The following is a 25673-nucleotide window of genomic DNA, read 5'->3' as shown; positions in this document are numbered from 1 at the left end:
CGCAACAATCAAAGGCTTCGTAGTCCAACTTGGAGGAATGTATGGCAGGTAGAAAGAAGTTTGTCGCAGCAGTCGTATTGGGTGCGTTGTTGTCGTTTTCCGCCTACGCGGCGGAGGACACTGTCCTGAGCGCGTCCGCCCGCGCCGCGATCGTGCAGACACTGGTCACGAAAATGAACGCGAATTACATCGAACCAGCGGTGGCTGAACGGGTCGGCAGTGCGATCACCAGGAAAAATGCGGCAGGAGGTTATGCGAGCGCCGCCAGCGTGAAGGCGTTCAGCGAGGTGCTGGCGAAGGACTTGCGGGAGTTGAGCGGTGACTTGCATTTCAGCGCCGCGTTTTACGAAGGTCTTCGTGAGCGCAGCGGTGCCGACGAACTGCCTGGCCGCGCCAAGATTGACGAATGGCGCGACCAGACCGTGCGGCGCGGCTATGACATCGAGAAGATCGAACGCCTTCCCGGCAACGTCGGCTATATCGAACTGCGCGGCTTCGGCGGTCCGGAATTCGTCGGCGCGGCGTACACGGCGGCGATGTCGCTCATGGCGGGGACGGATGCGCTGATCCTCGACTTGCGCCGCAACGGCGGCGGCAGTCCGGCCAGCGTGGCCTACCTGATGAGTCATTTCTTCCCGTTCGGCGACGAGCGTCATCTGATCGACATGTACGATCGTCCGACCGGCACGACGCGGCAGTTCTGGACCGTGAAGACGGTCACACAGCGTTACGACAAGCCCGTGTACGTGCTGACCTCGGCCCGCACGTTTTCCGGCGGCGAGGATTTCTCCTATGGCATCCAGGCGCAGAAGCGCGGCACGGTGGTCGGAGAGACCACCGGCGGCGGCTCCAATCCCGTGAGCTGGTACAACCTGGGGCAGGACATCATAGTCGCGATCCCGACCGCACGCACGATCAATGTCGTCACCAAAACCAACTGGGAGCACGTCGGCGTGAAACCGGACATCGCCGTGCCGGCGGCACAGGCGCTGCAGACGGCGCACGTCGCCATCCTGCGCAAGCTGGTGTCATCGGCCAAGGAGGGCAACGAGCGCAAGGAACTGCAGCGCGTGCTGGCGATGGCGGAGAAAGGGGAGTCCGAGAAGCCGGTCTACACGCTCAGGGGCGAGCGTTAATATCGCGGCGTTGATTGTGCTGGTGTTGGCACGTGTGGCGCGTAATCCGACACTGCGGAGCCAGCAATGGTGTCGGATTACGCTACGCTAATCCGACCTACGCCGTCAAGAATTGGCTGTGCGTTTTTGACGTCAACGCACCTCACGACGCTTCTGCAAACCGTAGGCGTAGGTCGGATTAGCGGCGGCACGCCGCGTAATCCGACACTGCGGAGCCAGCAATGGTGTCGGATTACGCTACGCTAATCCGACCTACGCCATCAAGAATGGGCTGTGCGTTTTTGACGTCAACGCACGTCACGACGCTTCTGAAAACCGTAGCGAGCAGGTTTGCAGTGCGTCCCTCACATCAGGTAGCAATACCGTACTTGTGCTGCGTGGCCGCATACTGCTGCTTGAGCGACTCCAGCTTCGGATGCTTGGGGTCGATCTTGCTGATCACCTGCATCTGGTGCTGCGCCTGTTCGGCCAGCGGGGCTTCCCAGCCCAGCATGTTGAGCTGGCGCAGGATGGCGTCGACGGAGGCGAACAGCACGGGCAGGTTGCCTGGGGTTTTGCGCAGGGCCTGGCGCAGCACGAATACCGCCCCCTTGAGCTCTCCGCTTTCCGACTTGCTGGCCGCATCCTGCATCAGTTCCTGCACCTGGTGCGTGATCTGCTGGCCCATGCCTTGCGCCAGGTCGTGGCGGCCCGCCTTCTCAAATACGTCGACGGCCGCCTCCATCGTCACGTCGCTGTCGGCTTCGTTGACGAGTTTCATCATGACGTCGGACGCGGCCTGCTCCAGATTGTTTTTCAGGCAGCTTTGCACGAGGCCCACCTTCAGCTGCGTCGACAGGCCCCGCGCCGTGTCCAGGGCGGCGGCGGCCAGCTGCAGTTCGCTGGCGGCGGCGATGTCGTTGCCCGACAGTTCATGCAGCATGGCGGCCGAGATGGCGCGGCACGCTTCCACGTTGGCGCCGCCGCGCAAGGAACGCTCCATGTCGCGCAGCACGCCGCTCGCTTGCGGCGCGTCGCCTTTCTTGACCAGTGTCTTGACCAGGTTGACGTGGTCTTCCGGGTCGCGAAATTCCGAGTACTTCGCTTTCGTCACGACCTGTTTATACGCCCGTTCGGCCGCGCCGATGTCGCCCGTGTCATAGGCGATGCCGCCCAGGTGGCGCAGCCGGCGCACCATGTGCGGCGAGATGGCCACCGCGTCCTCGAGGATTTTCTTTGCCTGCAGCTGCTGGCCCATGGCTTCATGGTTCTTCGCAAGAAGGTCATAGGCGGCCATGAAGCGGGGATAGACCTCCACCAGTTCCAGCAGCGCGTCCTGCGCTTCCTCGTGGCGCTGCTGCTCGAACAGGGTGCGCGCCAGTCCCAGGTGGGCCCAGGCCATGGGGCGCGTGGCCAGCATGTCGGCGTACAGCTGTTCCGCTTCCTTCCATTCGTCGAGGGCGATGTGCAGCTCGGCGCGCAGGCGGGTGAAATCGGCCGCCAGACGCGGGTGCTGCAGTTCGGCCGCGCGGCAGCTTTTCACGGCTTCGCGCAAGTCGCCCTTGTCGATCAGCTGATACGTGGGCAGGAACACGGCGCGCCGCTCGATGGCGCGCGCGATGCGTCCGCTCAGCACGTCGACGGTGAACGGTTTTAATATGTAGTCGGACGGGGTCAGTTCGGCCGCGCTGATGACCTTGCTGTGGATGGCTTCGGAGGTCAGCATGATGAAGATCGTCCACAGGCCGATCAGCTTGTGGTGGCGCAAGTCTTCCAGCAATTGCTGGCCATCCTGGCCGTCCGTGCCGCTACCAAGATCGTATTCGCACAGGATGATGTCGAACGGTTTCTTCGTCAGCAAGCGGATGGCCGTGCCGGCATTGACGGCATATTCCACCTTGGTGATGGCCGCCTGGTTCAGCATATTGTGCAGATTGCCCCGCATGCTGGGGTTCGGGTCGACGATCAGGACAGATAAGTCGCTAGTTTCTGGCATGGTTCAGCTCTCGTTCATCTGTTCGGTCATTTGCGGGAACTCTTCTTATATATGTATCTGCCTGGCAGTATTACTTTTTATCAGCATACTGCAAAGCCGGCCGACACTGCCAGCAAAATGCATGCAATCGGGCGCGGGGCAGGGCGCCGGGTGCTTCCGGTGGCGCGCAGCGTTGTATTTCATGGCGCCGCCGCCCTGCGCGCCAGTGCCGGCGCCGCAAATTCCAGCAGATAGTTGACTAGCATGATAGTATCCTAATTACAACTAGTGTTGGATGCCGCACAATCTTGCGGCCAGGCATGCGCAAGGCTGTACCGGGCGCTTTTCTTCTCTCTGGTGTCGATACCCGTATGCGTGTTCCTGACCTTTCTTCCCTGCGGCGCATTGCCGTTCCCCTTGCGTTTGGCGGCAACAGCGAACAGCAGCATACGTATTTTGCGGAGCTGCACCGGGTCGGCATGGTCACGCAAGTGCTGGGCATTATCGCCTTCAGCCTGACGTGGCTGATGATGCCCGATTCCTATCATCCAAACCAGACGCATGCCGTGCTGGCCTTGCTGGGCATGTTGACGAGCCTGGTCGTGCGCTACCGTTGCACCACCTTGCCCGTGCTGACCATTACGGGCGCCTGCGCCGTGCTGACCCTGACTTTTGGCCTGCGCACCATGGCCGACGCCGTGCAGCACGCCAGCTTCTGGGTCTTGCCAGTCGGCGTCTTCATGACCCTGGCCATCGCTTCCATCTTCAATGGCGGCCTCAGCTACCTGGCCGTGGTGGCCGGCGTGTGGTGGAACGTGGGCCACGGCCTGTATCCCGTCAACGCGGGCTTGCCCGACCAGTCCTGGGCGCCGCTGATGATCGCCGTCAGCGTGCTGTTCGGGCTGGCGCTGAACGTCAGTTTCAGTTTATTGCGCTTGCGCAACTATCACTCCAAGGTGGAATTGACGCGGCTGGCCTTCCAGGACAGCCTGACGGGCCTGAACAACCGCCGCATGTTCACGCAGCGCGCCCAGCAGATGCATGGTGCGCCGCAGGGCGGCATGCTGCATTTCCTGATGATCGATATCGACGATTTCAAGATCATCAACGACCAGCAGGGACACGATGCGGGCGACGAAGTGCTCGTGCGCACGGCCGCCGTCATCGCCGACAAGGCGCAGGGCCATCTGTGCGGGCGCCTGGGCGGCGAGGAATTCGGCATCGTCTACGCGGGCGGGCGGGAAGACGCGCGCGCCTTTGCCGGCGCCCTGGTCGACGCCGTCAGCCAGGCTTTCCTGGCAGCGCAGTTCGTGTCGATCAGCGTGGGCGTGGCCGAGCTGGACCGGAGCAAGGACCTCGGCCACAGCTACCGGCTGGCCGACGAGGCCCTGTACCTGGCCAAGCGGCAAGGCAAGAACCGCTACGTGATCGCCTGATGGCCGGCTGACGGTGTTGTTGCCGTGTCAAAAACTGCCGCCCTTTGGGGCAAAAGCGGGGCAAAAGGGGGGCAAAAGGGGGGTAAAACCCCAAGTTCCGGTCATAAGGCAGGGGTAAAACGGGTATAATGCGCGCAAAGGAAATTTGCCGTACGAAAGATATTGTCATACCTACCTTTAACCCGCAGCCACGCTGCATCAACCACCTTCCAATCATGTTGATACTGCCGGGTTCCAATGCCCTGTCCCATTTCCGTAGCCACCGTCTGTTAAGCCAACTGCAAGCCGTCTCGCCTGCGATTGTTGCCGTACAAGCACGCTATGTCCATTTCATCGATGCCAGCGCGCCTCTCACCAGCGACGACAGCACGCGCCTTGGCGCCATGCTGACGTACGGCGAGCCAGCCCACGCTGACAATACGGAAGGCGCTGCCGAAGAATTCTTCGTCATCCCCCGTTTCGGCACGATTTCGCCGTGGGCCTCGAAAGCCACCGACATCGCGCACAACTGCGGCATGGCGCACATCAAACGCGTCGAACGCGGCGTCGCTTTCCGCATCAACCTGAAATCGGGCATCCTGGGCAGCGCCATCGGCGCCGGCAAATTGACGGACGAGCAGGTACAGGCCGTTGCCGACCTGCTGCACGACCGCATGACCGAATCCGTGCTGCGCAGCGCGGACGACGCCAAGGACCTGTTCCGCACCCTGGAAGCGCGTCCGCTCGAATCGATCGACTTGCTGGGGCAGGGCAAGCTTGCTTTGGAAACGGCGAACACGGAACTGGGCCTGGCGATGTCGGAAGACGAAATCGACTACCTGGACGCCGCCTTCACCAAGGCCGGCCGCAACCCGACGGACGTGGAACTGATGATGTTCGCGCAGGCGAACAGCGAGCATTGCCGCCACAAGATATTCAACGCCGACTGGACCATCGACGGCGTGGCGCAGCCCAAGTCGCTGTTCGGCATGATCAAGAACACGCACGAACTGCAGCCGAAGGGCACCGTCGTCGCCTACAGCGACAATTCCTCGATCATGGAAGGCGCGACGGTCTCGCGCTTCTACCCGCGCGGCGCCAGCCACGAATACGCGGCGTCGACGGAGCTGACGCACACCCTGATGAAGGTGGAAACGCATAACCACCCGACGGCCATTTCTCCATTCCCTGGCGCCTCCACGGGCGCGGGCGGCGAGATCCGCGACGAAGGCGCGACGGGCCGCGGCGCCAAGCCAAAAGCTGGCCTGACGGGTTTCACCGTATCGAATTTGTCGCTGCCGGACGCCGTGCGCAGCTGGGAAACGGCCGCTTCCGTGACGGCGCCACTGGCAGGCCGCGCGGATGCGGACCAGTACGGCAAACCGGAACGCATCGCGTCGCCGCTGCAAATCATGATCGAAGGCCCGCTGGGCGGCGCCGCGTTCTCGAACGAATTCGGTCGTCCCGTATTGGGCGGCTACTTCCGCACGTATGAGCAGAACGTCGGCGTCGACAAAGACGCCGTGTTCGGCTACCACAAGCCGATCATGATCGCTGGCGGCATCGGCAATATCTCGGCGCAGCACACGCACAAGAACGACATCCCCGTCGGCAGCCTGCTGGTGCAGCTCGGTGGCCCGGGCATGCGCATCGGCATGGGCGGCAGCGCCGCTTCGTCGATGACCACCGGCAGCAACACGGCCGACCTGGACTTCGATTCCGTCCAGCGCGGCAATCCGGAAATGGAACGCCGTGCCCAGGAAGTCATCAACGCCTGCTGGCAAATGGGCGCGGACAATCCGATCATCTCGATCCACGACGTGGGTGCGGGCGGCTTGTCGAACGCGTTCCCTGAAATCACCAACGACGCCAAGCGCGGCGCAATTTTCGACCTGCGCAAAGTGCCGCTGGAAGAATCGGGCATGGCGCCGAAGGAAATCTGGAGCAATGAATCGCAGGAACGCTACGTTCTGGCCATCGCGCCGGAAAGCCTGCCACTGTTCAAAGCCATGTGCGAACGCGAACGCTGTTTGTTCGCCGCCGTGGGCGTGGCCACCGAAGAGCGTCAACTGAAACTGATCGACCCGGAACTCGGTAACGAGCCGGTCGACATGCCGATGGACGTCTTGCTGGGCAAGCCGCCGAAGATGCAGCGCGACGTGGTCCACGTGGCCAACGATTTCCCGGCGATCGACCTGACGGGCATGGACTTGAAGGACGTGGCGCAAAAAGTGCTGCTGCTGCCGACCGTGGCCGACAAATCCTTCCTGATCACCATCGGCGACCGCAGCGTGGGCGGCATGACCGTGCGCGACCAGATGGTGGGACCATGGCAAGTGCCGGTGGCCGATTGCGCCGTCACCACCATGAGCTTCGAAGGCTACTTGGGCGAAGCGATGGCCATGGGCGAACGCACGCCGCTGGCCGTTATCGACGCCGCAGCTTCCGGCCGCATGGCCGTGGGCGAAGCCGTCACCAACATCGCCGCCGCAGCAATCAGCGATATCAGCGACATCAAATTGTCCGCCAATTGGATGGCCGCTTGCGGCCAGCCTGGCCAGGACGCGGCCCTGTACGACACGGTCAAAGCCGTCGGCATGGACCTGTGCCCGGCGCTGGGCATCAGCATCCCCGTCGGCAAGGATTCGCTGTCGATGCGCACGACGTGGAAAGACGAGAGCACGGGCGCGGCGAAATCCGTCACGTCGCCGGTGTCGCTGATCGTGTCTTCGTTCGCGCCAGTAACGGATGTGCGCAAGTCGCTCACGCCGCAGCTGAAAACGGACAAGGGCGACACGTCATTGATCCTGATCGACCTGGGCCGCGGCAAGAACCGCCTGGGCGCTTCCGCGCTGGCGCAAGTCATGGGCCAATTGGGCAATGAGACGCCGGACGTCGACAGCGCGGAAGACCTGAAAGGCTTCTTCGCCGCCATCCAAAAGCTGAACAGCGACGACAAGCTGCTGGCCTACCATGACCGTTCGGACGGCGGCCTGTACGCCACCCTGACGGAAATGGCCTTCGCCGGCCACACGGGCATGTCCGTCAACCTGGACATGCTGACCATGGAAGGCGAGCATTCGAGCGACTGGGGCGACGCCAAGAACTGGACCGGCCAGGTAGCGGAACGCCGCAACGAACTGACCTTGCGCGCCTTGTTCAGCGAAGAGCTGGGCGCGGTGATCCAGGTGCGCGCGGAAGAAAAGTCGCTCGTCATGGACGTGCTGCGCACGTTTAACTTGGGCGCCTGCAGCCATATCATCGGCAAATTGAATGACCGCGACGTGATCGAATTCACGCGCGACGCCAAGCTGATTTACACCCAGCCACGCGCTGAACTGCACCGCCTGTGGAGCGAAACGAGCTGGCGCATCGCCCGCCTGCGTGACAATCCGGCCTGCGCGGACGCTGAATACGACCGCCTGCTGGACGCGCAAGATCCGGGCATGTCGCCGATCGTCACCTTCGACCAGAACGAGAACATCGCCGCGCCATTCATCGCCACCGGCGTGCGTCCACGTGTCGCCATCCTGCGCGAGCAGGGCGTCAACTCGCATATCGAGACGGCGTACGTGATGCACCAGGCAGGTTTCACGGCTGTCGACGTGCACATGAGCGACCTGATTGCCGGCCGCGTGAAACTGGACGACTTCCAGGGCGTTATCGCCGTGGGCGGCTTCTCGTACGGCGACGTGCTGGGCGCGGGCGAAGGCTGGGCGAAAACGATTCTGTTCAACGCCAGCCTGGCGGAACAGTTCGCGCGCTTCTTCAACCGCACGGACAGTTTTGGTCTGGGTATCTGCAACGGTTGCCAGATGATGAGCAATTTGAAATCCATCATCCCCGGCGCCCACGCCTGGCCTAAATTCACGCGCAACAAGTCGGAGAAATTCGAAGGCCGCTTTGCCATGGTCGAAGTGATGGACTCCCCATCGATCTTCTTCAACGGCATGGCCGGCACGCAAGCCGGCATCGCCATCGCCCACGGCGAAGGCTACGCCGACTTCTCGCAAACGGGCGACATCACCCAGGTCAACAAAGCCATGCGCTTCGTCGACAACAAGGGCTTTGCTACCGAAGCGTACCCATACAACCCGAACGGCTCGCCGGAAGGCATCACCTCTGTCACCACGCCAGACGGACGCTTCACCGTGCTGATGCCGCACGCGGAGCGCGTGTTCCGCAGCGTGCAGCAGTCCTACCACCCTGAAGCGTGGGGCGAGGATTCGCCGTGGATGCGCATGTTCAGGAATGCGCGGAAGTTTGTGGGGTAATTAGCTCGCTTTCAGCGCGGCGTCTTGGTTAAGGCGCTGCTGCAGGGGGAGGAATACAGACGCCGCTGTCGAGAGACAGCGGCTTTTTTACAATTCTTAGATGAATTTTAGGTTGAGTTACACATTATTATCCACTAAGACTTGGCGCCAAGAAGTAGTTTTCGGAAGTTCAAGTCTAAATTGACTCGCATTTTTCTAAATTCTGCAATATTTTCATTTTGTAGCTTTAGTATTCCTACTAATTTCTCATCACATGGTGTTGCTGAGCTTTCTAGTTCCTTAAAAAAGGAAAGAAGACTTTCTCCCATGCTCATTCTAACTATTTCGTTGTTATTTAAGAATATACCGGCCTCAAAATTCTCAAAGCATGCTCTATCAGTTAAATTGCATGATCCGATGTAAACGCCCCATCCCTTCCACCAAATTACTTTTGCGTGTAAGTAATCTTGCACTCCAAGGAATGTGATGTTTTCATCTTTATATTTTTCCAATATTCTTGTGTCAAAAGGTATGCTCCAATCTATTCTGAAGTAGTTGGTGGTTTTTTTCTTTGATTTTAAAACAATATCATAAAAATCATCACTGGCGATGCCATTCATTCCATAGGGAAGTGATGTAAATATTTCTTCGCATGAAAATGCTCCTTCTTCATTAATTTTAAGATAGTCTTGTATCTTTGAGTTTTTATGGATTAACATTTTTCATTAGGATAATAATTTCTTCCTGCTCTTCATTAATGATGAAATCTAAGGAGTCGACATCAAATGAAATCCTGCTCGAAGTAGCAATAATTTTCAATTTGACTGATATTTTTTTAAGTTGTTCTGCAATGGAGTCAATGATTGATTTTTCAAGGCTTACGCTGGAAAATCCATCTCTCCATTGGTTGATGGAGTCAATGCCAAGGCCGTGTAATTTGTTTTTTTGAAATTTTAAATTTATCAGTGAAAGGGTTTCCCTTTCTATTTTTACTCTATTCCTGAATCTTTCAGATCTCGACATGGAAATTGTTCCTTTATTGTAATTGACCAATTTTTAATTTCTGCAAATATTGAAAATATAATATTTTTTGTTGGTGCGTCACTAGTATTTCCCCGTGCTGAAATTCTTCGGCATAGAATTAGAAAATCATAGCTTTCTTTAGAAATAGACGGGCGTATTTTTAATGGGAGTTCCAATGCGGAATATTTTGAGAAGTTTGGCAATCCTGCATCCAGATAGCTAAGTATCATTCCTATATTTCTTAAACATAAATAAATCATTCCAGCCTCGAAGATGTAATCGGAGTCTGTATTAATTGCGTCAGTTGATTCATCCAGTATAAGTAAAAATTGTGTCAAATCTATATTTGCTTCTTTATATGGGTTTGGGGCGCCAAGTTCGGAAAACCAGTTATTCCCTGGGTCATTCTCAGCTGGAATTGACTCTAAATATAAATGCCAAGCAAATAGGTGGCCCTCGTTAAACATTTCCTCCAGCCGGCTTCGTGAATATGTGGAAAATTCAACATTTTTATGCTGTTGAAAACTTTCCTTAATGATTTCTGGGATGAATTCATTTTTTTCGGAAACTATTAATATGTCAAGGTCACTCCCTTCATTATTTTCTTTTCGTGCCACTGATCCAAATACCCTAATACTTAATATTTTATCATCTTGCATATCTGCGATATATAACGGTGATGAATAAACCTAAAATAGTGGTTCTTGCTGCAACTAATATTCCAAATACCGTTCTATGCCTTTCAATAATAGTACTATTTACCAACCCTAGATCTAAAATTGCCAATGTCGAATTTGATAATCCATCGAATATGTTTTTTGGTAGGTTTGATTTTACTATTAAATCGCCTGACTCTCCGATTCCTATGATTATCCCAGATATTGTTATAATTAATAATATCCATTTGAATAGTCTAATAGGTGATATTCCATAGCCCCATATTTTATCTTCTAGTTGTAGTCCTATGTAGCTGAAGAAAGAGGATACTTTATCTCTAAAGGAGTATTTGTTGTAATAGGAGGACGAACTTCGATATACGTTGTAATGATGTTGAGCGCTGGCCTTGAGCTCTAAAGATAATAAACCATTCGTCGCGGCTTGATTTCCCATTGCTGATGAATTCATTCTTAAACTTCTAATAAGGTCGCGTCTCTTATTCGGTTCGTAAGGTAAGTTTTGTATAATTTCATTTTCTGATATTATTGTTGTTTCAAATGTTGCATATGAAAAGTCACAATTTGAAAATGTTGATGAGCGAAAATTGCAATAAGAAATTCTTGTTCCGATGAAACTGCATCGCTCAAATTTCGCATTGTGAAAATAACATCTCTCCAAAAAGCAGTAACTGAAATTGCAGCCAATGAAAGATAAACCTTTTCCTCCAGCATCTTCAATGTGTTGATTTGAATAATCTTTTGCTGAAAAACCATTAGTTGAGAAGTAGTCTTTTTGATTGTTCATGGAACTCTTTTTTTAAGTTGAAATTATAAATGAGGAATTCAGTAATTTTGAAATATCTAATTATCCGCGTGTGCAATGTTGACTCATTTAGATGTTTTTTGGAGTAAAATAATTAATGCATATTTATATTGTAGATCTCATATTGCACTGATCCACACCTATACACTGCTGGATGAAGCAAGTCATATTAAGACATTGGTAGTCAGTAAAAAACGATGAGGGGAGCGCTGTTGAGAAGCGGTAGTCAATAACAGTGATAACTCTTTTGCCCAATGGCAGACTGAAAATCGAAACTTGGAACAAGTTCGAAGTGCGCGACAGCAGCATCAGGATGCTGAACAGGGCCAGCGAGACAGCGATGCGCCGCGTGCGGATGCCGGCGATGCGCACGGAGTAGGCGAGGGTGCCGATAATGTGGATGATGAACGTCAGTGCGCAAATCAACAGCAATTGCTTGTCCATCACAACCTTGCAGTAAAGAAAAAGTCATTCCATGCTGCCATGGAGTTACTTATTTTTCAACTGCAAATAAGATAATTATCACGTGATCTAGCTTTTGTGGTGTTTTATGCGCGTTAGTGTGGCGTTCGCTGAGAAACTGGGGTCAGCCCCCGGCCTTTGCGCTTGGGTTTGGCCATGCCAGTATCGGGGCATAGCGCGCTCCCAGTGCTTGCATTCCACCCCCGCGCCCTCATCTGGGTTGCAATGGTAGCCTGTAGCGCTGCCTCATTCGAACCAACCAGGAGAACCCCATGAGTTTCGATTCCTTTCTGTCCAAACTGAAGACCAAAGCCAGCGAACTGAAAACCGAGGCACTGAAGTACAAGAACAAGGATTTCCTGAACGCCGCGATGGCCGGTTCGGCCTTGATCGCCATGGCGGACGGCAGCGTCAGTGCGGAAGAGAAGCAGAAGATGGTCAAATTCATTGAAAGCAATGATGCGCTGTCGGTGTTTACCACCACGGACGTGATCAAGGCGTTCCAGGAATATGTCGGTCAGCTGGAGTTCGACAAGGATATCGGCGAAGCCAAGGCGTATCAGGCGCTGGGCAAGATGAAGTCGAATGTGGAGGCGTCGCGCCTGCTGGTGCGCATGATTATCGCCGTCGCTTCGTCGGACGGCAATTTCGACGCCAACGAGCAGCGCGTGGCCAGCAAGATCGCGCGCGAGCTGGGCTTGACTCCTGCGGAGTTCGAGCTGCAGTAACTGTTAAGCCAGCCGGCCCCGGCTGGCCAGACTTAACTCTTGTCCCACCACGGCGGCGTGCCCGACGACCAGGGGCACGTCATTTGCACTTCGCTGATCCTGTAGCGGATCTCGATCACCTGGCCATGGTGAAACGGACCGCGTCGCCAGTCGCCGGAATCAAAGACGTAGCCTTTGCCCTTGATGCAAAGGCTGCTCGGATTGTTGCCGATGGGGCCGGTCGAGTGCAGGGTGACGCGCACTTCGCCGTTGGCGTCCAGCGGGGCGTCGCCACCCATGAAGAGTGGATCCGAGCCGACGTCGCAGACAGTGGTGCTGCCGATCTTGCTGCAGTACTTGATATACGTTTGCTGGCGCGCCTGGGCCAGGTAATCGTCATGCCGCATCGGCTTGCCGTCGTCATAGGTAAAGCGCAGGATGACTTGCGTGGGCTCGCTGGCGGGATGGCGCGTGGTGCTGGTGCAGGCGGCGCTGACGAGGGCCAGCAAGGGCCAGGCCAGCAGGCGCAGGATGCCGCGCAGCAGCGTCGAGATCGGGTTGTTGCCGGGTGATTGCCGCATGTGCCGTTGCCATTTGTCTCATGAACTGGACGGCGATCATAGCATGCGAAGGCAGCCGTTCCGCCAGGACGCGCCGCGATTCAATTCCTGCAGCACTTTCTTGCACAACACCCCATAGCCCACACCCGCGCCGCGCTTGTGTGCGGCCAGGTCGTAGCCGGCGCTGATGTCGTCCCAGGCCGCCGTCTGCTTGATGGCGGCCTGGGACTGCGCGTTTTGCTGTTGGACAGAATACTGTTTGCTCATGGCTGCCACCCCATGTGGAATGCCGCTTGCCGGCTTAGCGCAATGCCAGGCTCATGCTTTGCACGTGGGCGGGCACGATGGCGCCGCTGGCCAGTTTTTCGGCCGGTACCTGCATCAGCACTTCGCCGCCCACGCTGCCGTCGTCGCGCAAGTCGATGCGCACGGCCAGTTGCTGGTCGAGTGCCACGAAGCTGTTGCTGCCGCTGGCGATGATGCGGTGTTCTTCCTGGTCGTCGATGCGTGCATACATCATGGCGCCGATGTTGCCCGCATTGCGCAGATACAGCACTTGCCCGTTCGACAGCTCATAGCCGCCGCGAAACGGAGCAAACCTTTCCGCACTCATGAAATGCTTGTGTGCCGGCAGTTCGATCGTCTGCAGGCGCCCGCCTGGAATGACGACGGTCTGGCTGTCGGGGAGCGTTTGCGCATTTGCCAGCAGGGCGCAGACGCCCAGGGTGCCGGCCAGTATCCATGTTTTCATTTTTTTACCCATCCTTGAACTTTGGTGCCGGCCGCTGCCGGCGCGGCGATGTTGTTATAGGTGACAGGGAACCACACCGGCTGGTCCGCGTGCCTTGCTGTCACTCTGGCAAGGCGCGGGCGACCGGTGTTGCCAGTGTAGGCAGGCAAGATGCACCGCGCATCATCCGATCGGATGACACGGCCTCATGCATAGACGATGGCCAGGTGCGCCGTCGCGCCGTGGATCAACGCGATCAGCTCGCCCTGGCGCCGCGTATCCGTCTTCAAATAGGTGTGGTGCAGATGCGTCTTGACGGTGTTGACGCTGATGCCGCCCTGCGCGGCGATTTCCTCGATGGTGGCCCCTTGCGCCAGCGCCTTGCCCACTTGCGCCTCGGCTTGCGTCAAGTCAAACAGCTGGCGCAAGGCAGGAACGGACGTGCACGTTTTTGTGGGGTCGCGCGCGATCAGCAGTGCGCAGCTGGGCTGGCAATCAGCAAGCGGGCTGATGGTCACGGCCAGCGGCGCTTGCTGCTTGCGCGCCAGGCGCAGCGACTGGCATTGCGCCGCGCCACCGGCGCTGGCGATCACCAGGCGCACGGCGCGCACCAGGGTGGGCGGCGCGGCGTGTTCCAGCTGCGCCGCATGCAGCGCGTGTCCGGCGGGGGTGGCGAAGCGCAGCGCGAGGCTGGCGTCGAGCACCAGCACGGCGGCGCCCATGGCGTCGAGCGCCGCCTGCGCGCAGTGGCTGGCCAGCCGCGCCTCGCGCAGGTGCTGCTGCAGGCACAGCGCGCGTTGCAGATGCGGCAGGAGTTCCTGCCATTGCTGGCCGTTCAGGCCAGCGCTGTCTAGCTGCGGCCAGTCGCCTGTGCCGCAGGCTGAGTCATACATGGCGCCGATCAGCTTGCCCACATCCGCCGTGACTGTCCCTGTGTCCATGCTAGTCCCCAATCCTGATGACATCAGTGTGCCGCAGGCGTGCAGGTGCGGAACTGGGTAAGGGCGGTCTTGCGCGGCGATCCGCCCCGCCTTCGTGAGGAGGGGCTGGTTGTTGCCATCTGTCCTGGGCAACTATCAAGATAGTACAAACGCTGCACCACCGCAATGCGGCGCTGCCGATGCAATCGTGCTCCCGGATTAAAAATTCCTCGATACAATAAAAAAATTGTTAAAAATATAAACCATGGGGCATGGGCGGGAGTCGCATGCCATTCACTTAGCGAAAGTTTTTATGCAACCAAGCAAGCATTACCTGACGACGCTCCCGGCGCTGGCACTATGCCTGACGCTGGCGTTTATGGGCGGCAGCTCCGTGGCGCAGGCTGCCGACAAGGCGCCGTCAGCGTCCAGCGAAGCGCGGCAGGGCAAGGTCAAGCCTGCCGATACGGCCAACCTGGTCAGTCATCTGCGGCGCGTGATCACCGATGAAACGAATGACACGCCGCCGCGCATACTCAATGCTTTCGTCGCCAAATACCAGCAGCGCGCGCTCGATGCGGGAATTGACGACCTCGACCGGCAGTCGCAATACGTGGTGCTGGCGCTGTACACGTCGGGCAAGGCGATGGAGCAGCCGCAGTTCGTGGCCCTGATGAAAAATCCGCCCGCCTCGGTGGACGCCTTTTACGATGCCTTGCACGCCTTGCCGAATACCGTCTGGGAGGCGGGGCCGCCGTTGTGGGAGGCGTATGCGGCAAAATAATAATTCGTCGAGCCGTGACAACATTGCAGAATTGACGGTGTCATCATTCGTGATTGCTGAGGGTATCTTATGCTAAAAAATCTTAGGTCGATGAAGCCGGCGCTGATCGGTTTCCTGTGGCTTTGCATGTCGGTTTCACATGCGGCAACGGGTAAGGAAAGCAAGGAGTTGATCGTAAATATAAGCGCCTACAACCATACCGATCACGGGGTGGGAAGTTATGAGGTGACCTTGCAGAATGGCGCCAGCGCGGGGGCGGGCTATCTGGATGCTGGCCAGGGTGGCGGCGGACATACTTGCTGCCTTTCCCTTCCCCGCGTGTGGCAAGCGGGAATGACTGCGACTATCGTCATGCACACCATCAAGAATGGCAAGGACATCCGCGTGGAACAAACCGTGCCAGTGCCCAAGTACACGGCTGACGATGCGGGAATGTTCATCGTGCATTTTCTGAGCAATGGCAAATACAAGGTGTTCGTCACCCGATACCTGCTCGGCCATCGAAAATACCCGCTGTCAGGGAAAGAGGCGCAACTGGAGCGGGGCGTTCCGATTGAAATTATCTGGGGCTGAAGACGCTGCGCGGCAGAATGGTCATGCACATGCGCTTCCCTGTGAGGACCAAATGATATTTTTCTCGAAAAATAGCTATGCCGCCTGTTTCGTGTGCATGGTCTTGTCGCTTTTGAATGTCGGCTGTGCGAGGAGTGAACGACAAATCGCCGTGAGCCTGACGGCCTACAACCATGGCGAGTACGGCGTCGGCAGTTATACCGTGACACTGGCCGATGGCTCGTCGGCGGAGGCCGGATATCTTGCTCCCGGCGAGGGCGGAGGGGGAGAGACTTGCTGTCTTTCGATACCGGCGCGATGGAAGCCGGGGATGACGGCGGCCGTCGCCATGCATACGGTAAAAAACGGCGAGGATGTCCGCGTGGAGCAAACGGTGGCGGTTCCTCCGTATGCTCCCGCCGATGCTGGCCGCTTCGTCGTGCATTTTCTTCACGATGGCGGCTACAAGGTCTTCGTGACCAAATACTCGCTGGGGCATCGAAAATATCCGCTTTCCGGCAAGGAGGCGGAGATGGAGCCGGGCGTGCCCTTGGAAATCATCTGGGAATAGTGCCGCTAGCTTGCGGCTGTCCGTCGCGCTCCGTCGGCCATCAGGCTTTGCAGGAGCATGCGCGATTTCGCATCCGTGGCGCGCACGTCCTCGATCCGGGCGAGCAGCTCTGCCGGGTCAAATTTTTTGATTAACTTGCAATAATCTTCTGTTTCTCGCGGACAGAATTCGAGTTCCAGCAACGCAACGGTTTTCGCTGTCAAGCCACGCCGTTGCACCTCGGACAGGAGATCGGCACTTTGCCTTAACGCCCTGGCGAAAGCACTCTTGATCAGCTTCCCGAATGGCATGCCAGGGTCTTCTGTGATTACCCGACAGGCGACGCGCACGGCAGTGGCGTTGCCGTTGCGGATATCCAGCACCACCTGCTTGCACACCTGCGACAGGCGCAGCCCGGGATGCGCGATTGGCGCCCCAGAAGCGAACTGGTCCAGCTTTTCTCCAAGGAATTCTTCAAGTTCTTCCAGGCTGGCGATCGGTATCATCATCCAGATTGCTTATTGCAGGGCGGCCGGCACTGCCGTGGTCTTGCGCCGTATCACAGCCGTACCAGCGATCTTGTCGTGCCATCCCTGCTTGCGCGGGTCCCTGGCGACCCAAAGAAATCCCAGGTAAAACGGTAGCGCCGACAGGTAAGCACTGAGGCAGCGTTTGACACACTGGCTGGCAGACGGTTTGCCGCCCGTCTTCGCATCGACAATGATCGCGCCGATGGCCATCTTGCCAGGCGTTGTAGACAGGGCAATCCAAAACGCCAGTTGAATCAGTGGCGGCATGACACATGAAATCATGAAGTGGGCCGGGCCACGGAAAAAGGAATCGGTCAAAAAGTAGCTTTCGCCATAGATGGCTATCAACATCGGTATGATGAAAATCAGCAAGAGCAAGGTGTCGATCAACGTCGCGCCAACGCGCGGCCAAAAGCCGACATAGTCCATTTCAGGGTGCGGTTGCATTACTTTCTTTCCAAAACGTCAGTAGATGGATGGCCGCCAGAGTCGGGGCAGAATGGCGCAGTGTACGAGCTTGTTATTTTCATTGCAAGCTAGATGTTTTGTCAGGTGTTTGATACCGCATGGTGAAATCCGATGCAATCGGACGCATGGAAAACATATCCATAGGGTAAGCTTCGGCCCTAAGCTATTTCGCAACTCTATTAAAAATACATGACTTCCATAATGATCCCCGACGTCGCCCTGGTCGACAATACAGAACAACGCACCCCGCTGGTGCTCGTGCTGGACTGCTCCGGCAGCATGGCTGGTGAACCCGTCTCGCTGCTCAACGAAGGCCTGGCCTTGCTGGAACAGGAACTCAAGTCCGACGTGATCGCCGCCAAGCGCGTGCGCATCCTCGTGATTCAATATGGCGCGCACGATGAAGCCGTGGTGGCCAGCAACTGGTGCGACGCCATGGATTTCACGGCGCCCCAGTTGGAAGCGAACGGCACCACGCCGACCGGCGCGGCCGTCGAACTGGCGCTGGCCGAGATCGAGCAGGAAAAACAGCGTTTCCGCCAGGCAGGCGTGGCGTACACGCGGCCGTGGCTGTTCTTGATGTCGGACGGCGAGCCGACGGACCGCTGGCAGCACGGCGCCGAACAGGCGCGCGCGGCCGAGCAAGCCAATAAGGTGGCGATCTTCCCCATCGCCGTGGGCGACAACGCGAATATCGATTCCCTGGGGCAGTTTTCCAGCCGGGGCGAGCGGGGCGTCAAGCAGCTGAAAGGCTTGCAGTTCCGCGAACTGTTCCTGTGGCTGAGCGCCAGCATGCAGGTGGTGTCGCAATCGCGTCCCGGTGCGCAGGCGCAGCTGGCCTCGACGGACGGCTGGTCCGTCGTAAGCACCTGATCCATGGCCGCAGTACAGAATAGTTGGCGCGTGTTTGGCGCCTCCGTCACGGGCAAGGCCCACCTGGATAAAGCCATCCCTTGCCAGGATGCGCACGCGCACGCCGTCGTGGGCGACGTGCTGGTGGCCATCGTCTGCGATGGCGCCGGTTCGGCCAGGCTCAGCGAGCAGGGCGCGCAGTTTGTTGCCGCGCACACCGTGCAGGCGCTGGCCGGCCGGCTGGAGCAGGGCGCCACCGTGCGGGATTTGCATGACGGCGCGCTGGCGGGCACCCTGGCGCAGATCCGCGCCGCGCTGGAAGACATTGCCCGCGCCGCCGACGCTACCCTCGACGACTACGCCGCCACGGTGGTCGGTGTGGTCATGGGGCAAGATACCGGCTTCTTCTTCCACCTGGGCGATGGCCTGGGCGTGGCGCAGCTGATTGACGGCGGCGAACTGATCTCGCTGCCCGCCAACGGCGAATACGCCAACGAAACCTACTTTATCAGCGGCGAGCGCTGGCGCGAACAGCTGCGCCTGTTGCCGGTTCCCCAGTCTGTGCGCGGCGTGGTGCTGATGTCCGATGGCTGCATGCCCTTTGCCATGAGCAAGAACAATGCGGCCCTGTACGCACCCTTCATGGATGCCGTGCAAGGCTATCTGCGCACGGTCGACAGCGTCGAGCTGGGCAACGAAGCACTGGCATCCACTCTGGCCGACCCGCGCACGCACCAGATCACGGGCGACGACAAGACCCTGTTGCTGGCCTTGCGCGCATGAGCCGGAAGCAAGGTGTGACACCGGGGCTGAGTCCAGGTGGAAAAATCTGGCTCGACAAAGTCCGTACGCTGGTGCTGGGCAAACTGATTAAAAGCGGCGGCGCGGGCAGCGTGTATCTGCTGCCGGGCGCGCCTGCGCAGGTGGCCAAGCTGTACCACCCGCACCTGGACCGGGCGGCCAACCGGCGCAAGCTCGAAGCGATGCTGGAACTGTCGCCCGAGCTGCCGGACCAGTTGGAAAACGGCAAGCGCTACGTGCAGATCGCCTGGCCGCAAGCGGCCGTGTTCGACGGCCAGGGCGGCTTCGCTGGTTTCGTCATGCCCTTGCTGGACATGGCGCAGACGGCCGAGCTGGAACAGATCATGCAGGAGCGGCAAGCGCGCGCGGCAGGCTTGCCCACGGGACTCGGCCCCAAGCTGACCCTGGCCGCCAACCTGGCCGCCGTGATCGATGCGCTGCACCAGCAGCAGCATTATGTGGTCGATCTGAAACCCGTGAATCTGCGCTTTTACCGCGATTCGCTGTACATCGCCATGCTCGATTGCGACGGTTTCAGCATCCAGGGCCATGCGGAGCGCTTTCCTGCGGAGCAATTCACGGCCGACTACCTGGCGCCGGAATTCCAGCGCAAGGGCATGCCGGCGGGCACGGAAATGGCGCAAGACCGTTTTGCGCTGGCCGTCGTCATCTTCCAGCTGCTCAACTTTGGCATCCACCCGTACAGCGGGCGGCCCGGCAATGCGCAAGTGGCGACCGATATTCCCGGGCGCATCCGCGACGGCTGCTATGCGTATGGCGTCAAACGCCACAAGCAGCTGGCGCCGAACGCCACCAGCGGCCACGCGCTGATGCCACCCGAGCTGCGCGCCATGTTCGACCGTGCGTTTTCGCCATCCCCCAAACCGCAACGGCCATCGGCGGCCGACTGGGCGCAGCTGCTGCGCGGCTATGCGCAGCGCAGCGGCGGCAAGTTGGTCATTTGCGCCGTGAATCCCGAACACCAGCATTTCGCGGGCCAGGGTTGCGCGGCGTGCGCACGGGACAAGGTCATCGGCGCGGCCGCGCAAGCCTCGGTGCAGGCGCAGCAGATGCAGCTGCAACAGCAATCGTTGCCGCCGCAGCGCAGTAAGCGCGGCGCGCATCATACGGCGCCGGGGCAGATGCCCGTCCGGCTGCCTGCAGGCGGTGGGCAGGCCAATGCGGTCGGCATTTCCGGCAAGGGCTGGGCCGTGGTGGTGCTGCTGATCGTGCTGTTCCTGATTGGCTTTACGGCCTGGACCTCGTCGCCCGATGAAGCCAAGGCCAAGGCCAGCCTGCAGGCGCAAGCGGACCAGGCGGCTGGCCTGGAAGTATTTCGCTGGCGCACGCGCAAGACTGCCGGTTTCCAGCCGTCCGATGCGCGCAAGGCCGTGCGCAGCATGTCGCAAGCGGTCAGCAAGGGCGACGACGACGCCGTTACGCGCGGCTTGCAGCTGTTGTACCGGGCCGGCGAAGGAAAGCCGTCCACCTACACTGGCGACCCGATGCGCGTCCGGCTGCGCACCACCTTGATGGAAGGCCTGGGGTCGATGCCGGGCTACGCCCCCGAATTGTCGGATACGTATCTCGACAACTTGCAAGCCGACCCGCGCGACTATCTGGCGGCGGCGGCCATGGGCCGCATGTACCTGAGCCTGGACGAACCGCAGGCGGCGCGCCAGTATTTCGAGCAAGCCGTGTGGGCACGCCCCACCGATGGCGTAGCCTGGCTGGGCATCGCGGCCACGGCCCTGCTGCGCGGCGGCGATGAGCGCGATGCCGTGAATCTGGTAGCGCTGGCGCAGCTGACGGCTTACCGTTATGCCGTGCAGAACGCCTTGCCGGCGGAACCGGGCGAACCGGCCGACAACGGCGTCGCTCGCACGATGCAGCGCATGGACCTGAACGCCAAGGTGTTGCGCCTGGCTCAGGGGTGGGATTACCAGAAACGCTGGGACAAGGTGCTGGCCGAGGGCGCGCTGTTGGCGGCCAAACTCAAGGCCATGCCGCCCTTGCGCGACCAGGTCGGCGGCGTACAGCGCGACACGATGACGACGGTTGCGTATGGCGTGCTGGACGAAAAGCACGCAACGGGTGAAAACCGCCTGACCCTGACCATCGCGGCCGACGGCACCCTGACCTATGCGGCGGCCGAGTTGCCGATGGAGCCGATGCTCAACAAGGTGCTGCTCGACAGCGTGAAGCGCTGGACCTATTTTCCGGCCGTGCAGCACGGTCAATTGCAGGATGCCAAGGTGGTGGTGCTGGTGCGCTACCGCGATGGCCGGGTCAGCTTTGTGCCGGGCGGCGTGGCCGTCACGGCGGAAAATTAAAGGAATACCATGGAAATCAAGACCTTATGCGCCGTGCTGGGCGCGTCCTTATTGTGGCCCGCGTTGTCGCAGGCGGAGATCGTTCAACGCCAGGTGGTGACAGCCATCGCCGGCGAGCAGGATAGCGAAGGCGCCGACGTGCTGACCGTGGCCGCGAACACGGCTTGCGGCGGCCGCCAAGTGCGCATGGATGCGCGCTCGGTCGGGCTGGACGATGGGCCATACGAAGCGATGAAAGCCCGGCTGGCCAGGCAGATCCTCAGCAAGACGTCCATGCTTGTCACCTTGAAAAAATGCCCGGACGATGCGAGCGTGCCCATCGTGCGCCAGATCGCCGCCTGCACGCCAGCGGCCTGCACCGACGGCCGGGCGCGGTTGTACCTGCACGAGCGTTTCTACCCCATCGAGCAGGAAAAGGCGCCAAACGTGTTGCTGTTGCCTTTGCCGAAAGGCAAGCTACCGGGTACGTGGAAGGTGGACATTTACAGCGTGGCCGGCCACAAGCTGCGCCTGTCGGGCCAGGTCAACCGCGCCGATTATGCGCAGGGCGAGCTGGTGGGTGGCTATGTCACGTATTACCCGAATGGCAAGATCGAGAAACAGGTGGCGCAGGATGGGCAGGGCCGTCAGCATGGCATCGGCAGCAAGTATTTTCCCGATGGCACGCTGGAGCTGCGCGGTGACTGGCGCCATGGCTTGCCAGAAGGCGAGCATCAACGCTATCACGCTACCGGCAAGTTGAGTGAAACGAGCATCTACCGCGACGGCAAGCAGCTCGACGGGCCAGTGCAGACGTTTGATGAAAATGGCAAGCTGAGTAGCAGCTACACTTTGCGCGGCGGCAAGATGGAAGGCGAGATGCTCACATACTTCCCTGATGGAAAAATCTCCAGCCGCGCGGAAATGCAACACGGCAAGTTCAATGGCGTGAGCACGAATTACTACCCAAATGGCGCCGTGCAAGCCAGGATGACGCAGGTTAACGACTTGCCCACGGGCGAGGCAATGGAATTCTATGCGGACGGCAAGGTGAAAAGCCGCCAGCAATATGGAGACAAGGGCGGGCTGCTCAGTATCCAGCGCTACAGCCCTCAGGGCGTGCTGGTGCTGGAACGGAAATGGGATGCACAACTGCGCGAACAGGGCACGTCGCGCTCGTGGTACGAGAACGGCAAGCCGGAACAAGCCATCGACTACGTGAACGACCGGCGCGACGGCTGGAGCCGCAGCTGGCACGCGGATGGCAGCCTGAAAAGCGAATGCCAGTACGTGGCCGGCAAGGCCCAGGGCGGCTGCGGCGAGGCGCCGCCAGCGCCGGAACTGCAGCGCAAGGAGCAGGCATGGCGCGCCTTGTGAAGCATGTGCTGCTTGCAACGCTGCTGTGGCCGGTGCTGGCCCACGCCGAGATCGAACAGCGGCAAGTGGTCACCGCCATCAAGGCGACGCCCGACGGCGATGTGCTGACCCTCGCCAGCGACAGCGGCTGCAGCGGGCGGCAGGTGCGCATGGATGCCGTGTCCGTGGGCCTGGACGCGCAGCAATACGCCGCCATGAAGCAGCAATTGGCCAAGCTGATACGTGACAAAACGCCCTTGTTGATGCGTATCAAATTCTGCCCTGCGCCAGGTAATGTGGGGGCGCTTGGCATGCCCGATGTCGGTAAACTGGGCGGCTGTGAGCCGCAAGCCTGTGCCGATGGCAAGGCGCGCCTGTACCTGAATCACAATCTGACGCGCGGCGAAGTCAAGGAACATGCGCGCTATGCGCTGGTCGTGCCGCTGCCGCCAGGCAAGACGCGCGGCACCTGGCAAGTCGAGGTGGTGCACGCGCGCGAAGGCGAGCCGAAGCGGCTGATTGGCGAGGTCAACGATCCCGATTACCTGCGCGGCAAGCTGGTGGGCAACTACAGCATGTACTACCCGCATGGCCAGGTCGAGATGCAGGTGGAGCAGGATGGCCGCGGCGTGCAGGAAGGTGTGCAGACCCTGTATCGTCCTGAGGGCCAGATTTCCATGCGCAACACGTGGCGCAATGGCTTGCAGGAAGGCGAACAGCGGATCTATCACGATACGGGCAAGCTGAACGAGGCCAGCCAGTACGTGAACGGCGCCCGCGCCGATGGCGTGGTGGAGTCTTTTGATATAGACGGCAAGTTGCGCACGCGCATGAATCAGATCAAGGGCCAGACGGAGGGCGAGCTTCTGCTGTTCTATCCGGATGGCACGGTGGAAAGCCGCAGCCGGTATGACAACGGCATCCAGTCAGGACCGAGCACTGGCTACTTCCCGGATGGCAAGGTGCAGCGTACAACGCAGTACGTGGACGACAAGCCGGCCGGCGACAGCGTCGAATATTACCCGGATGGCACAGTGGCCAGCAAGCGCAGCCACAGCGGCCACTTCGTCTTGCGCAGCGAACAGCGTTTCAGCCGGGCCGGCGTATTGCTCGTACACAAGCTGTGGAACGCGAGCGGGCGCGAGGAGGGCGCGTTGCGTTCCTGGCATGCGAATGGCAAGCCGCGTCAATTGATCGAATATGTCGATGGCGAACGCCACGGCTGGACCCGGCACTGGCGCGAGGATGGCGGGTTGGAAAGCGAGTGCCGCTATGTGGCGGACGAGGCGCAGGGTAGTTGTACGGGCGCGGCCGCGAAGATGTCGTACACGGACGATGGGATTGAGTTTGAGATGCCGGAATCGTGAGCCGGTGAGGCCGTAATGGACCATGGCGCATGGCTGCTTGTGCCGGGCAGGACCTTTTGTGGTCGGCAGCTTTCGCCCTATTGTGTTGAAAAACTCCCGGGTTTACAAGCGCCCGTCGTTAGCACCATGGATCGAACCACTCGGAAGCAGAAGCCTTGCCTCCCTCATCGGCGCAGCAAACCGTAACACGGCGCCTGACGTTGACAGCACCAAAACCAAGCCGCCCTTTATTGCTATTTGATCAAATGGATTGGATTGATCCGAAACAAACGTCCAGACAGGTTCATGATTTTGCAGTGATTCCAAAACGACTACGCCGATTGAGCCGTGTTCCGCAGCCTCGCCGCACTTAACCATGTACTGTCCACCATACAGCTCTTCTTGCGCCAGAATCGCGACATTGAGCCAACCGCCAAGTTCCTGTTTTTCACGTACTCTGGCCATTCTGGTTTCGTGCACGTCGTACAGATCACCGTTGCTGCACAGAAGGCCATTGTGGCTTCGCACCTCCTGGTTCTTCCACTTTGTTGCCATCACTGTCATTGATTCCATACGCAGCTAGCTCTTTCTTTTGGCCTTTTCGTGTTGCAAAATCGATTTGCACTCGTCTGCGGTAGGCACGTTTCTGTCAGTCAGTATGGTATGCCAGCCACCGCAATCGGGGTCAGTGCAACCACACACCGTTGTTCGCACCGGGTGCTGGGTTAATCCATCGCGCTTTTGAATCGCGTTAGTTCGTTCCTGACTCTTGATAAGGTGGACTAGCGCGCCTCGACTCAAAAATTTTCCTGCCATGATTTTCTCCAGGTGCATTGAACCGCACAAAACGTTAACGTTTTCAATGTCTGTTGTCAAAAGTGACGGGCTTGCGATTCGCCAGGACGTTCGATAGACGGCGGGGTCAGCCGATACGAACTTGAGGTGCACCGGCATCCAATATGCGGAACAAGAAATCTTCAACTGCGCTCACCGGTGACGAGCCAAGATCAACCGTCACTTTCCACCCCTCCTGTGTCGGTTCCAGCTCGGACATGAAGTGTACGACGCCGAACAGGCCTTCCTCGGTAGCGACATTTTCGTCGTCGGCGTCGAACCACGTCAGGAACCACGCCTGACAGACGTTTGAAACGGCCTCTTGGCTCAGACCAAGCACTTCGAGTGGCGTCCAGTCCCAAACGAACGGTGAAAGAACCACTTCACCTGCACCCGACGCAAAAGTGACTGCCTCAAACTCCAACCGGGTCTCGGAGTCGACTTGAATCGTCTGGCCCGCAGTGATCCCTTCCATTTGGATGACGTCGGCTCTGCAAGGAAGGCCGAGTGCGCCTTCGACGGCCAATGATCCATCGCTTTGCCGGTATGCCGGCTCCACATGCGATTCAAGCTGCGTGGCGACCCGTGCGAGGGTGTCGATGTATGGCGTACGAACGGCGGTGAGGAATTCGGAAATCGTCATGCTGGA

The 25673-nt window shown here is 58.8% G+C and carries 25 protein-coding genes and 1 pseudogene; 12 read left to right on the top strand and 14 right to left on the bottom strand.

Annotation, left to right across the window (positions count from 1 at the left end; all coding sequences use genetic code 11):
- Nucleotides 1-41: 41 nt before the first annotated feature.
- Nucleotides 42-1136, top strand: coding sequence for a S41 family peptidase (locus tag ACPJXG_RS14645; protein WP_425251487.1), 1095 nt, complete (start codon nt 42-44; stop codon nt 1134-1136).
- Between the two features lie 349 nt (nt 1137-1485).
- Here ACPJXG_RS14645 and ACPJXG_RS14640 read toward each other — a convergent pair whose 3' ends face one another.
- Nucleotides 1486-3111 (bottom strand): response regulator, encoded by a 1626-nt coding sequence (locus ACPJXG_RS14640; protein ID WP_402718147.1) that lies wholly within the window; start codon nt 3109-3111, stop codon nt 1486-1488.
- Nucleotides 3112-3461: 350 nt separating this feature from the next.
- Between ACPJXG_RS14640 and ACPJXG_RS14635 the strand changes: the two genes are divergently transcribed.
- Together ACPJXG_RS14635 and purL are read left to right on the top strand one after the other, a co-directional pair.
- Nucleotides 3462-4526, top strand: coding sequence for a GGDEF domain-containing protein (locus ACPJXG_RS14635; protein WP_402718148.1), 1065 nt, complete (start codon nt 3462-3464; stop codon nt 4524-4526).
- Between the two features lie 215 nt (nt 4527-4741).
- Nucleotides 4742-8779 (top strand): phosphoribosylformylglycinamidine synthase, encoded by a 4038-nt coding sequence (gene purL, locus ACPJXG_RS14630; RefSeq protein ID WP_425251486.1) that lies wholly within the window; start codon nt 4742-4744, stop codon nt 8777-8779.
- Between the two features lie 134 nt (nt 8780-8913).
- Here the strand turns inward: purL and ACPJXG_RS14625 are convergent, their stop codons facing one another.
- The 5 genes and pseudogenes from ACPJXG_RS14625 to ACPJXG_RS14605 form a co-directional block, all read right to left on the bottom strand.
- Nucleotides 8914-9477, bottom strand: coding sequence for a phospholipase D-like domain-containing protein (locus tag ACPJXG_RS14625; RefSeq protein ID WP_425251485.1), 564 nt, complete (start codon nt 9475-9477; stop codon nt 8914-8916).
- Complete coding sequence (locus tag ACPJXG_RS14620) at nt 9464-9781, bottom strand: hypothetical protein (protein ID WP_425251484.1); 318 nt, start codon at nt 9779-9781, stop codon at nt 9464-9466. The genes ACPJXG_RS14625 and ACPJXG_RS14620 overlap by 14 nt, the downstream gene beginning before the upstream one ends.
- Nucleotides 9748-10440 carry a nucleotidyltransferase family protein gene (locus ACPJXG_RS14615; RefSeq protein ID WP_425251483.1) on the bottom strand — a complete coding sequence of 231 codons (693 nt, stop codon included), beginning with the start codon at nt 10438-10440 and terminating at the stop codon, nt 9748-9750. The genes ACPJXG_RS14620 and ACPJXG_RS14615 overlap by 34 nt, the downstream gene beginning before the upstream one ends.
- On the bottom strand, nt 10430-11242 hold the full coding sequence (locus ACPJXG_RS14610) for a pentapeptide repeat-containing protein (RefSeq protein ID WP_425251482.1): 813 nt from the start codon (nt 11240-11242) through the stop codon (nt 10430-10432). The genes ACPJXG_RS14615 and ACPJXG_RS14610 overlap by 11 nt, the downstream gene beginning before the upstream one ends.
- 294 nt (nt 11243-11536) lie before the next feature.
- A pseudogene (locus ACPJXG_RS14605) lies at nt 11537-11704 on the bottom strand (lipid II flippase family protein); the annotation flags it as partial.
- 290 nt (nt 11705-11994) lie between these two features.
- Here ACPJXG_RS14605 and ACPJXG_RS14600 point away from each other — a divergent pair.
- Nucleotides 11995-12450 (top strand): tellurite resistance TerB family protein, encoded by a 456-nt coding sequence (locus ACPJXG_RS14600; RefSeq protein WP_099664126.1) that lies wholly within the window; start codon nt 11995-11997, stop codon nt 12448-12450.
- A gap of 32 nt (nt 12451-12482) precedes the next feature.
- Here ACPJXG_RS14600 and ACPJXG_RS14595 read toward each other — a convergent pair whose 3' ends face one another.
- From ACPJXG_RS14595 to ACPJXG_RS14580, 4 genes are all read right to left on the bottom strand, one after another.
- The gene (locus ACPJXG_RS14595) at nt 12483-13010 is read right to left on the bottom strand and encodes a hypothetical protein (RefSeq protein WP_425251481.1); all 528 of its coding nucleotides are present in this window, start codon (nt 13008-13010) and stop codon (nt 12483-12485) included.
- Between the two features lie 36 nt (nt 13011-13046).
- Nucleotides 13047-13256, bottom strand: a complete 210-nt coding sequence (locus tag ACPJXG_RS14590; RefSeq protein WP_425251480.1) for a hypothetical protein — start codon at nt 13254-13256, stop codon at nt 13047-13049.
- 34 nt (nt 13257-13290) lie between these two features.
- Nucleotides 13291-13740, bottom strand: coding sequence for a hypothetical protein (locus ACPJXG_RS14585; RefSeq protein ID WP_425251479.1), 450 nt, complete (start codon nt 13738-13740; stop codon nt 13291-13293).
- 185 nt (nt 13741-13925) lie between these two features.
- Nucleotides 13926-14660: a helix-turn-helix transcriptional regulator gene (locus tag ACPJXG_RS14580; RefSeq protein ID WP_425251478.1), complete on the bottom strand. Its 735-nt coding sequence runs from the start codon at nt 14658-14660 to the stop codon at nt 13926-13928.
- A 292-nt stretch (nt 14661-14952) separates the two neighbouring features.
- Between ACPJXG_RS14580 and ACPJXG_RS14575 the strand changes: the two genes are divergently transcribed.
- From ACPJXG_RS14575 to ACPJXG_RS14565, 3 genes are all read left to right on the top strand, one after another.
- Nucleotides 14953-15423, top strand: coding sequence for a hypothetical protein (locus tag ACPJXG_RS14575; protein WP_425251477.1), 471 nt, complete (start codon nt 14953-14955; stop codon nt 15421-15423).
- Between the two features lie 90 nt (nt 15424-15513).
- Nucleotides 15514-15996 carry a DUF3304 domain-containing protein gene (locus ACPJXG_RS14570; protein WP_425251476.1) on the top strand — a complete coding sequence of 161 codons (483 nt, stop codon included), beginning with the start codon at nt 15514-15516 and terminating at the stop codon, nt 15994-15996.
- 52 nt (nt 15997-16048) lie between these two features.
- A complete protein-coding gene (locus tag ACPJXG_RS14565) occupies nt 16049-16546 on the top strand; it encodes a DUF3304 domain-containing protein (protein ID WP_425251475.1) in 498 nt (165 codons plus the stop codon).
- A gap of 5 nt (nt 16547-16551) precedes the next feature.
- On the opposite strand, the gene ACPJXG_RS14560 is transcribed toward ACPJXG_RS14565, so the two are convergent.
- Both ACPJXG_RS14560 and ACPJXG_RS14555 read right to left on the bottom strand, forming a co-directional pair.
- Complete coding sequence (locus tag ACPJXG_RS14560) at nt 16552-17034, bottom strand: hypothetical protein (RefSeq protein ID WP_425251474.1); 483 nt, start codon at nt 17032-17034, stop codon at nt 16552-16554.
- A 9-nt stretch (nt 17035-17043) separates the two neighbouring features.
- Nucleotides 17044-17502, bottom strand: a complete 459-nt coding sequence (locus ACPJXG_RS14555; protein ID WP_425251473.1) for an RDD family protein — start codon at nt 17500-17502, stop codon at nt 17044-17046.
- Between the two features lie 210 nt (nt 17503-17712).
- Here ACPJXG_RS14555 and ACPJXG_RS14550 point away from each other — a divergent pair, with 210 nt between their 5' ends.
- The 5 genes from ACPJXG_RS14550 to ACPJXG_RS14530 are packed head-to-tail and all read left to right on the top strand — an operon-like array spanning nt 17713 to nt 24211.
- Nucleotides 17713-18396 carry a vWA domain-containing protein gene (locus ACPJXG_RS14550; protein ID WP_035818608.1) on the top strand — a complete coding sequence of 228 codons (684 nt, stop codon included), beginning with the start codon at nt 17713-17715 and terminating at the stop codon, nt 18394-18396.
- A 3-nt stretch (nt 18397-18399) separates the two neighbouring features.
- The gene (locus ACPJXG_RS14545) at nt 18400-19158 is read left to right on the top strand and encodes a PP2C family serine/threonine-protein phosphatase (protein WP_425251472.1); all 759 of its coding nucleotides are present in this window, start codon (nt 18400-18402) and stop codon (nt 19156-19158) included.
- Nucleotides 19155-21509, top strand: a complete 2355-nt coding sequence (locus ACPJXG_RS14540; RefSeq protein ID WP_425251471.1) for a hypothetical protein — start codon at nt 19155-19157, stop codon at nt 21507-21509. The genes ACPJXG_RS14545 and ACPJXG_RS14540 overlap by 4 nt, the downstream gene beginning before the upstream one ends.
- Nucleotides 21510-21518: 9 nt before the next feature.
- Nucleotides 21519-22865 carry a toxin-antitoxin system YwqK family antitoxin gene (locus tag ACPJXG_RS14535; RefSeq protein WP_425251470.1) on the top strand — a complete coding sequence of 449 codons (1347 nt, stop codon included), beginning with the start codon at nt 21519-21521 and terminating at the stop codon, nt 22863-22865.
- Nucleotides 22850-24211, top strand: coding sequence for a toxin-antitoxin system YwqK family antitoxin (locus ACPJXG_RS14530; protein WP_425251469.1), 1362 nt, complete (start codon nt 22850-22852; stop codon nt 24209-24211). The genes ACPJXG_RS14535 and ACPJXG_RS14530 overlap by 16 nt, the downstream gene beginning before the upstream one ends.
- A 102-nt stretch (nt 24212-24313) precedes the next feature.
- Here the strand turns inward: ACPJXG_RS14530 and ACPJXG_RS14525 are convergent, their stop codons facing one another.
- Together ACPJXG_RS14525 and ACPJXG_RS14520 are read right to left on the bottom strand one after the other, a co-directional pair.
- Complete coding sequence (locus ACPJXG_RS14525) at nt 24314-24763, bottom strand: hypothetical protein (RefSeq protein ID WP_425251468.1); 450 nt, start codon at nt 24761-24763, stop codon at nt 24314-24316.
- 349 nt (nt 24764-25112) lie between these two features.
- Entirely contained in the window at nt 25113-25667 is a 555-nt protein-coding gene (locus ACPJXG_RS14520; RefSeq protein WP_425251467.1) for a hypothetical protein, read from the bottom strand.
- Between the last annotated feature and the right edge of the window lie 6 nt (nt 25668-25673).

The organism is Janthinobacterium sp. NFX145, assembly GCF_049810325.1.
In the GTDB taxonomy this organism is placed as follows: Bacteria; Pseudomonadota; Gammaproteobacteria; order Burkholderiales; family Burkholderiaceae_D; genus Janthinobacterium; species Janthinobacterium rivuli.
Note: the sequence above shows the minus strand (reverse complement) of the source record. Positions and strands in the feature narration are given on the sequence as shown.